This window comes from Nocardia carnea, from assembly GCF_029869215.1.
Taxonomy (GTDB): Bacteria; Actinomycetota; Actinomycetes; order Mycobacteriales; family Mycobacteriaceae; genus Nocardia; species Nocardia carnea_B.
In genome coordinates, this window is the sequence record NZ_JARWPM010000284.1 from 1 (window position 1) to 8,307 (window position 8,307).

An 8,307-nucleotide genomic window follows, 5' to 3' on the forward strand; every position below is an offset into this window, starting at 1 on the left:
CGGTGCCGAGGTGTTCTGGAACAAGCTCACCGGTTCGCGGGCGTTGCCCTGGACGCGGACCGGTTCCGGTGCGCCGCTCGCCGCCGCCGCCCCCCGCGCGCCCCCCGCGGGCACGGGCCAAACCCTCCAAGGGCCTCGTAAGACTCGGCGCCGCCGTGGGCGCGTCCGGTTCCGGGGTTATTGGACCTCTGAGGGCCTCGGTGAACTCGGCGCCGCCGTAGTTGCGTTCGGGTTTCGGGGTTGTGCGGACCGCTCAGGGCCTCGTAAGACTCGGCGCCGCCGTGGTTGCGTTCGGGTTTCGGGGGTCATGTAAACGTCGCGGGGATCGTAAGACGAGGCACCGCCGTGGTCGCCTTCGGTTCCGGGGTTACGCGGACCTCCATGTATCTCGTATGACTGGACAGCGCCCGCCGGGCGGGCACGGTCGGCGGCGCCCGGCACTCTGTCCCGTAAAACGGGCAGCACCTGGACCCGGGCGGGCTGTGGGCTCGAGTCCCCCACTACGCTGAGCCCGTGTCGAGACGAGCCGATGGCAGGGCGGACGACGAACTCCGCGAGGTACGGATCACCCGAGGTTTCACCACGCATCCGGCCGGTTCGGTGCTGGTCGAGTTCGGGCAGACGCGGGTGATGTGCACGGCCAGCGTCACCGAGGGTGTTCCGCCCTGGCGGCGCGATTCCGGGTTGGGCTGGCTCACCGCCGAATACGCGATGCTGCCCGCCGCCACCCACACCCGTAGCAGCAGGGAATCGGTCAAGGGCAAGGTCGGCGGCCGCACCCAGGAGATCAGCCGGTTGGTCGGCCGGTCGCTGCGCGCCTGTATCGACCTGGCCGCGATCGGCGAGAACACGATCGCCGTCGACTGCGATGTGTTGCAGGCCGACGGCGGCACCCGCACCGCGGCCATCACCGGCGCCTACGTCGCGCTGGCCGATGCCGTCACCTACCTCGGGGCGGCGGGCGGCCTGGCCGATCCGCAGCCGATCTCCTGCGCGATCGCCGCGGTGAGCGTCGGCGTGGTGGACGGCCGGGTCCGGCTGGACCTGCCGTACGAGGAGGATTCGCGCGCCGAGGTGGATATGAACGTCGTCGCCACCGATACCGGCACCCTGGTCGAAATCCAGGGCACCGGCGAGGGCGCCACTTTCCCGCGCTCCACCCTGGACAAACTCCTGGACTCCGCGCTGGCGGGCTGCGAGCAGCTGTTCGCGGTGCAGAAGGAAGCGCTCGCGCTGCCCTACCCGGGCGTGCTGCCGGAAACCCCCGAACCGGCGAAGAAGAAGTAATGGCCCGTCGCGTTCTGCTCGCCAGCCGCAACACCAAGAAGCTGCACGAGCTGCGCCGGATCCTGGACGAGGCGGGCGTGGCCGGGCTCGAGATCGTCGGGCTCGACGATGTGCCGGAGTATCCGGAGGAGCCGGAGACGGGCGCGACGTTCGAGGAGAACGCGCTGGCGAAGGCGCGGGACGGCGCCAAGGCCACCCGGTTACCGTGTATCGCCGACGATTCCGGGATCGCCGTGGACGCGCTCAACGGTATGCCGGGGGTGCTCTCGGCCCGCTGGGCCGGGCGGCACGGCGACGATGCCGCGAACAACGCGCTGCTGCTGGCCCAGCTCGCCGATGTCCCGGATGAGCGCCGGGGCGCCCGGTTCGTCTCGGCCTGCGCACTGGTGATCCCGGCGGGCGCGGAGATCGTGGTGCGCGGCGAATGGCCGGGCACGATCGCCCGGGCCCCGCAGGGTGACGGCGGTTTCGGTTACGATCCGCTGTTCCATCCCGACGGCGGTGCGCTCAGCGCGGCCCAGCTCACCCCGGCGCAGAAGGACGCGGCGTCGCACCGCGGCCGGGCGCTCGCCCAGTTGCTCCCGGCACTCACGGCACTGGCCGGCTGAGTCGCTCCTCCGCGGGTCGGCTCAGAGCCCGAAATCGCGTTTGACCTGCTGGGTATTGCGGTGCTCGACGAAGAAGGAGAGCAGCGGGATCGTACCCGCGAGCAGGGTGCCGATGGTGCGTTTGATCGGCCAGCGCACCTTCACCGCGAGGTCGGCGGTGAGGATCAGGTAGATGAAGTACGCCCAGCCGTGCACCATGGCGATCCACCGCGGCGTATCGACCCCGAAGCCGTATTGGGCGATCATCTCCGCGGTGAGCAGCAGCAGCCACAGGCCGGTGATCCAGGCGAGGGCGCGGTAGCGCAGCAGCGCGCCCGCGATCTTGCGGTTCCCGGCGGGCCGGGGCGCAGCCGCTTCGCCGACGGTGGTCTTCTCGCTGGCGGTCAACCGGCGCTCCTCTCAGAATCGCGGGCTTCGCTGCCCGCCTGGTCGCCGGCGTTCAACCGGGCGAGATAGCTGTTGTATTCGGCGAGCACGGGATCGGTGTCGCGGGCAGCGCGCGGGCGCTCGGGCAGGAATCCGGCCGGAATCTCCCGAGGTTCTCGCGCCGCGACCCGGCGGCGGCCACCCGCACCACCGGCCCCACGCCGATCGGCCCGCGCCACCGCGTCTGTCGCTCGGCTGTCCTCCGCTGCCGGGCCCGAGCCGGCGGATTCGCCGGCGGCCGCCGGATTACCGTCGTCCGTGGCCTCGCGCTCCAACCGCACGAAGCGGAAGTAGGCGAACAGCGCGAAGGCGCCGAACAACGGCCACTGCATCGCGTAGCCGAGGTTCTGCGCCGTTCCGCTGGCCGAGGAGAATCGCTCCCACTGCCACCAGCCCAATGCCACCGCAGCCACCGCGAGCACAACCGCCAGGACGATCAAGGCCGGGCGGTGCACGGTGCGGCGGGGTGTTGCGGACACGGCTACCACGGTACCCGTCTACTACATCGGCCGTAGTGTGAGGTGCGCGGCGCGGTGGCCGTCGTCGCCGCCGGTCAGAGCTTGTAGACGACGCCGGTCATCCGCTCCGATTCTTCCCACAGCCGCCGCCACAGCTCGGTGTTCTTCGACAGCCGGGTCGACGGGGAGGGCTGCACCGGACCCTGGGACTGGAACAGCCGGGTCGGCCCCCAGTAGGTCTGCGGGTCGGCGTCCGGCATCGTCGCCGCGAACAGCGTGGAATGCGCCGCCTTCGCGGGAGCGTGCCCGACCAGCCGGATCACCGGTTTACTGATGAGGTCGAGCGGGGTTTCGGTGCGGGTGAACAGTTCGGTCGCCGATACACCCGGGTGCACCCCGTAGGACCGCTTCGGCGATCCGGCGGCGGCCAGCCGGCGCTGCAGTTCCCGGGCGAACATCAGGTTCGACAGTTTGGCCTGCGCATAGGCGAGGTTGCGCTGGTAGCGCCGGTTCTCGTAGTTCAGGTCGTCGATCCACAGTTTGGGGGTCTGTTTGTGGGCGATACTGGCGAGGGTCACCACCCGGTCCTGGATCCGGTCCAGCAGCAGCCCGGTCAGGGCGAAATGCCCTAGATGGTTCACCCCGAACTGCGTTTCGAAACCGTCCACGGTGCGCGAGAACGGCACGTTCATCAGTCCCGCGTTGTTGATGAGCACATCGAATTCGCCGGTCTCCTCCGCGAATTCGCGCACCGAGGAGAGATCGGCCAGGTCGAGCCGGCGCACCTGGATATCACCGCCGAGGGACTCGGCGACTTCGCGGGCCTTCTCGGTATTTCGGCAGGCCATCACGACGGTGGCCCCCTTACCGGCCAGGACCTTGGTGGTCTCGGCACCGAGGCCGCCGTTGGCCCCGGTGATTACGAATACGCGCCCGCGCTGGTCGGGCATCTGATCGGGTTTCCACGCCATGACCCGACCTTACTGCTGGGTAAGATCGCTGTGAAGGACCACACACCCCGATCCACCGCACGCGGCGGCCGGCCGCGTGGTACGCGACTCCGCGAACGGGTGTCGGTGCGGCGCAGTAGGCTGCCCGAGTGCCCGAACTCCCACCCGTATCGACCCTGCTGGCGACCGCAGTATCCGCGCTCGGCGGTAAGGAGCGCCCCGGTCAGATGACCATGGTGGCCGCGGTGGACAACGCCATCGAAACCAAACAGCATCTCGCGGTCCAGGCCGGGACGGGCACCGGGAAATCGCTGGCCTATCTGGTGCCGAGCCTGCGCTACGCGGTGCGCACCGGGCGCACGGTGGTGGTCTCCACCGCCACGATCGCCCTGCAGCGGCAGTTGGTCGACCGCGATCTGCCCCGGTTGGCACAGGCCCTGGCGAAACCGCTCGGCCGGCCGGCGGAGTTCGCGATCCTCAAGGGGCGCAACAACTATCTGTGCCTGAACAAGATCAACAGCGCGGTTCCGGACGAGCCCGCCGAGGCGGAATTGTTCGACGCGTTCGCGGTCTCCCGGCTCGGCCGCGAGGTCAAACGCCTCAACGAATGGGCCTCCGATACCGAGACCGGCGATCGCGACGAACTCGCCCCCGGGGTCAGCGACCGCGCCTGGCGGCAGGTCAGCGTGTCGTCCCGGGAATGCCTCGGCAAATCCCGCTGCCCGTTCGGCCAGGACTGTTTCGCCGAACGCGCCCGCGCCGAATCCGCGCAGGCCGATGTGGTCGTCACCAACCACGCCCTGCTGGCCATCGATGCCATCAGCGGTATCCAGGTGCTCCCCGAACACGATGTGGTGGTCGTGGACGAAGCGCACGAACTGGTCGACCGGGTCACCGGCGTCGCGACCGCCGAACTGTCGGCCACGGCCATCAGCGCCGCCGCCCGGCGCTGCGCGAAACTCATCGACGAGCAGGAGGTCGATCGCCTCGAGGCGGCCGCCGAGGCCTGGCATACCGCCCTCGACGAACTCGGTCCGGGCCGCTGGGAAATGCTGCCCGAGGGGATCGGTCAGGTCCTCGCCCTCATCCGGGACGCCGCCTGGAACGCACGCACCGCGCTGAACCCGCAGGGTTCCGCCGCGCCCGGCGCGGACCCGGAGGCCGCGGCGGGCCGGAACATGGCCGTGGCCGCGGTCGAGGAGATCCATGACAGCGCCGTCCGCGCCCTCACCGCGTTCGACGAACCGGATCCGGCGGCCCGCCGCGATGTGGTGTGGCTATCGGCCGACGAGGTTCGCGGGGTCACCCGCCGCTCGCTGCATATGGCCCCGCTGGCCGTCGGCGGGTTGCTGCGCAGCCAATTGTTCGGCACGGCCACCGTCATCCTGACCTCGGCGACGCTGCAGATCGGCGGTTCGTTCGACGGCCTGGCCCGCACGTGGGGGCTGCCACCACAATCGGCCGGCAAGGTCGACCCGGCCATGGCCAACAGCGCCGAGGCCCCCGGCGATACCGGCACCGTGCGCTGGAATTCGCTGGATGTGGGCTCGCCGTTCGACCACGCCAAATCCGGGATCCTCTACGTCGCGAAACATCTGCCCAACCCGGGACGCGACGGGCTGCCCCCGGCCTATCTCGACGAGATCGAACGGCTGGTATCGGCCGCCGGCGGGCGGACGCTGGGGCTGTTCTCCTCCATGCGCGCCGCCAAATCGGCGACGGAGGCCCTGCGCTCCCGGCTGCAGACGCCGATCCTGTGCCAGGGCGAGGATTCCACCGGCGCGCTCGTGCGGAAGTTCGCCGACGACCCGGAAACCTCGCTGTTCGGCACCCTCTCCCTCTGGCAGGGCGTGGACGTCCCGGGCCCCTCGCTGAGCCTGGTGATCCTGGACCGGATCCCCTTCCCCCGCCCCGACGATCCCCTGCTGGCGGCCCGTCAGCGCGCCGTCGAATCACGTGGCGGCAACGGCTTTCTCACCGTCGCCGCCAGTCACGCCGCGCTCCTGCTGGCCCAGGGGACCGGACGCCTGCTGCGCAGTGTCGACGATCGCGGCGTGGTGGCCATTCTCGACCCGCGGCTGGCCACCGCCCGCTACGGCGGCTATCTGCGCGCCTCCCTCCCCCCGTACTGGGAAACCGCCGATCCGGAAATCGTTCTGAAAGCCCTGCGCCGCCTCGACGCCGCCGCAACGGTCTGAACTCCGGCGGCGTCCCCAGCCGGGCACACCGACGGAGTCGGCGCCGAAATTACAGCACGCCTTTGAAGATCAGCGTGATCCCTGCGGCCACGATCGCGGCACCGACCGAGGCCAGACCCCAGGTCAGGCCGCTGCGCGCCCACGGACGACCGGAATCCACGGAGAGCCGTCCGGGCCCGGTGAAGGCGATTACCAGAGCGACCACCGCGAAGAGCAGACCCATCTCATAGCCACCGAGCAGGCCCTTACCGAAACCCGTGTTGACGATGACGATCCCGGTGCCCAGGACGATCGCCGCGGCCAGCGGAGTGAGCACGCCGAGGGCCAGCAGCAGCCCGCCGACGAATTCGCTGAGCCCGGCGAGGGTTCCGAAGAGACTGCCCGGATTGAATCCCATCTTCTCGAAGCCGGCGTTGTTCGCCGCGAGCCCCTCGCCGCCGAACCAGCCGAACAGCTTCTGGGCGCCGTGGGCGGCGAACAGCAACCCGAAGACCAGGCGCAGGATCAGCAGCCCGATATCGGTGGACAGGGTTTTCTCACTGGTCGTGGCGGCGGCGGTACGGTCGAGTGTCGAGCTGACGGTCATCGGAACCCCTCATTCATCCGGCAGGTAGTTAGCCCGGGAAACAACCGGACCGAGGTCCGAATCCCAAAGCTAGGTTACCCTAACCTTCCCCGCCCGCAACCTATTCCGCGAGCAGGAAGAAATATCCGAGGAACACCACCGTCAGCACCCACATCACCGGATGCACTTCCCGGAACCGGCCCCGCGCCACCATCACCACCGGATAGAAGATCATCCCCATGGCCAGGCCGTTGGCGATCGAATAGGTCAGCGGCATCACGATAATCGTGATGAACGCCGGTACCGCGAACTCCAGCCGGCCCCAATCGATATCGCCCAGCGACCGTGCCATCAGCACCCCGACCACGATCAGTGCCGCCGCGGTCACCGCGCCCGAACCCGCCACCACCGAAAAGACGGGGAAGAAGAACATCGCCACCGCGAACCAGGCAGCCGTCACCACCGCGGTGAGACCCGTCCGGCCGCCCGCCGAAACACCGGCCGTCGATTCCACGTACGCCGTGGTGGTGGAGGTACCGATCACCGCACCCGCCATGGTGCCCACCGCATCCGCGGACAACGCGCTCGACGCCCGCGGCAGTTCGCCCTTGGCATTGAGCAGACCCGCCTGATTCGCCACCCCGATCAACGTGCCGGAGGCATCGAAGAAATCGACGAACAGCATGGTCAGCACCACCACCGCCATCTGCGCGGTGAACGCGTCGGGCAGATGGGTGATCGCCTGCCCGAAGGTCTGGTCCAGGCCCTGCGGAACCGCGGCCAGCCCGTCCGGGATATCCACCAGCCCGGCGATCATCCCGGCCACCGCCGTCGCCACGATGCCGTACAGCACCGCGCCGTGCCAGCCGCGCACCAGGAAGATCACGGTGAGCACGAGCCCGAACAAGGCCAGCACCGTGGTGCCTTCGGTGAAATCACCGAGCCCCACCAGAGTCGCCGGATCCGCCACCACGATCCCGGCGCTCTTCAGCCCCAGGAACGCCACGAAGGTCCCCACGCCCGCCGCGACCGCCAGCTTCAGCTGCAACGGGATGGCGTTCAGGATCTTCTCGCGGATCTTGGTGATCGCCAGAACGAAAAAGATCACGCCCGAGAGCAACGTGCCCGACAACGCCACCTGCCAGGGAATCCCCATCCCCAGCACCACCGAATAGGCGAAGAACGCGTTCAAACCCATCCCGGGCGCCAGCGCGATCGGGTACCGCGCCCACAACCCCATCACCAGCGACCCCACCACCGCCGCGACCGCGGTCGCGGTGAACACCGCCAGGGTGGGAATGCCCAGTGCACCCACATCGCCCTGATCACCGAGGATGGCCGGATTGACCGCCAGGACGTAGCACATCGCCAGGAACGTCACGGTTCCGGCCATCAGCTCCCGTCGCACGGTCGAACCGTGGATCCCGATCCCGAAGAACGAATCCACACGTCCACGAGTCCGGGTCAACACTCCGGTGGCCATGGCACCTCCAGTCGGCTAGGCGTAACTCCGTCCCGGCGGCTGCCGACCACCCGGCGCGGTACGACGCAGGTCAGCGCCAGTGGAACGGTATCGGATAGTTGTTACGAAGCTGTATATGGCGCCGCCTCCGGCGGCGCGGGGGTTGGGGGGCCGCCCCCGGGGGGGGGGGGGGGGGAGCCGCGCCGGCCCCGCGCGCCCCCCCCCCGCCGCCCGCGCCCCCCCCCCCCCCCCCCCCCCCCCGCCCCCCCCCCCGGGGGGGGCGCCCCCCTCCCCCCCCGGGGGGGGGGGCGCGGGGGGGGGGCCCGCCCCCCCCCCCCCCCGCGGCCGTCGGC

At 69.9% G+C, this 8,307-nt stretch carries 8 protein-coding genes; 3 read left to right on the plus strand and 5 right to left on the minus strand.

Annotation, left to right across the window (positions count from 1 at the left end; genetic code table 11):
• Window positions 1-513 precede the first annotated feature (513 nt).
• Together rph and rdgB are read left to right on the plus strand one after the other, a co-directional pair.
• Window positions 514-1,287 carry a ribonuclease PH gene (rph, locus tag QH276_RS19805; protein ID WP_280402831.1) on the plus strand — a complete coding sequence of 258 codons (774 nt, stop codon included), beginning with the start codon at window positions 514-516 and terminating at the stop codon, window positions 1,285-1,287.
• Complete coding sequence (gene rdgB, locus QH276_RS19810) at window positions 1,287-1,895, plus strand: RdgB/HAM1 family non-canonical purine NTP pyrophosphatase (RefSeq protein WP_280402832.1); 609 nt, start codon at window positions 1,287-1,289, stop codon at window positions 1,893-1,895. Before rph ends, rdgB begins: the two co-directional genes overlap by 1 nt.
• Window positions 1,896-1,916: 21 nt before the next feature.
• Here rdgB and QH276_RS19815 read toward each other — a convergent pair whose 3' ends face one another.
• The 3 genes from QH276_RS19815 to QH276_RS19825 form a co-directional block, all read right to left on the minus strand.
• On the minus strand, window positions 1,917-2,282 hold the full coding sequence (locus tag QH276_RS19815; protein WP_280402833.1) for a DUF3817 domain-containing protein: 366 nt from the start codon (window positions 2,280-2,282) through the stop codon (window positions 1,917-1,919).
• The gene (locus tag QH276_RS19820) at window positions 2,279-2,800 is read right to left on the minus strand and encodes a transcriptional regulator (RefSeq protein ID WP_280402834.1); all 522 of its coding nucleotides are present in this window, start codon (window positions 2,798-2,800) and stop codon (window positions 2,279-2,281) included. Before QH276_RS19820 ends, QH276_RS19815 begins: the two co-directional genes overlap by 4 nt.
• A gap of 74 nt (window positions 2,801-2,874) precedes the next feature.
• Window positions 2,875-3,750: an oxidoreductase gene (locus tag QH276_RS19825; protein WP_280402835.1), complete on the minus strand. Its 876-nt coding sequence runs from the start codon at window positions 3,748-3,750 to the stop codon at window positions 2,875-2,877.
• Between the two features lie 128 nt (window positions 3,751-3,878).
• Here QH276_RS19825 and QH276_RS19830 point away from each other — a divergent pair, with 128 nt between their 5' ends.
• Window positions 3,879-5,927 (plus strand): ATP-dependent DNA helicase, encoded by a 2,049-nt coding sequence (locus tag QH276_RS19830; protein WP_280402836.1) that lies wholly within the window; start codon window positions 3,879-3,881, stop codon window positions 5,925-5,927.
• Between the two features lie 49 nt (window positions 5,928-5,976).
• Here QH276_RS19830 and QH276_RS19835 read toward each other — a convergent pair whose 3' ends face one another.
• Window positions 5,977-6,513 (minus strand): DoxX family protein, encoded by a 537-nt coding sequence (locus tag QH276_RS19835; RefSeq protein ID WP_280402837.1) that lies wholly within the window; start codon window positions 6,511-6,513, stop codon window positions 5,977-5,979.
• 100 nt (window positions 6,514-6,613) lie between these two features.
• On the minus strand, window positions 6,614-7,975 hold the full coding sequence (locus QH276_RS19840) for an NCS2 family permease (RefSeq protein WP_280406851.1): 1,362 nt from the start codon (window positions 7,973-7,975) through the stop codon (window positions 6,614-6,616).
• Window positions 7,976-8,307: the final 332 nt, after the last annotated feature.

Bases quoted from the DNA above. Each gene is read 5' to 3' on its own strand.
- rdgB (WP_280402832.1), top strand. From the start codon at position 1,287: ATGGCCCGTCGCGTTCTGCTCGCCAGCCGCAACACCAAGAAGCTGCAC.
- QH276_RS19825 (WP_280402835.1), bottom strand. From the start codon at position 3,750: ATGGCGTGGAAACCCGATCAGATGCCCGACCAGCGCGGGCGCGTATTC.
- QH276_RS19835 (WP_280402837.1), bottom strand. From the start codon at position 6,513: ATGACCGTCAGCTCGACACTCGACCGTACCGCCGCCGCCACGACCAGT.
- QH276_RS19840 (WP_280406851.1), bottom strand. From the start codon at position 7,975: ATGGCCACCGGAGTGTTGACCCGGACTCGTGGACGTGTGGATTCGTTC.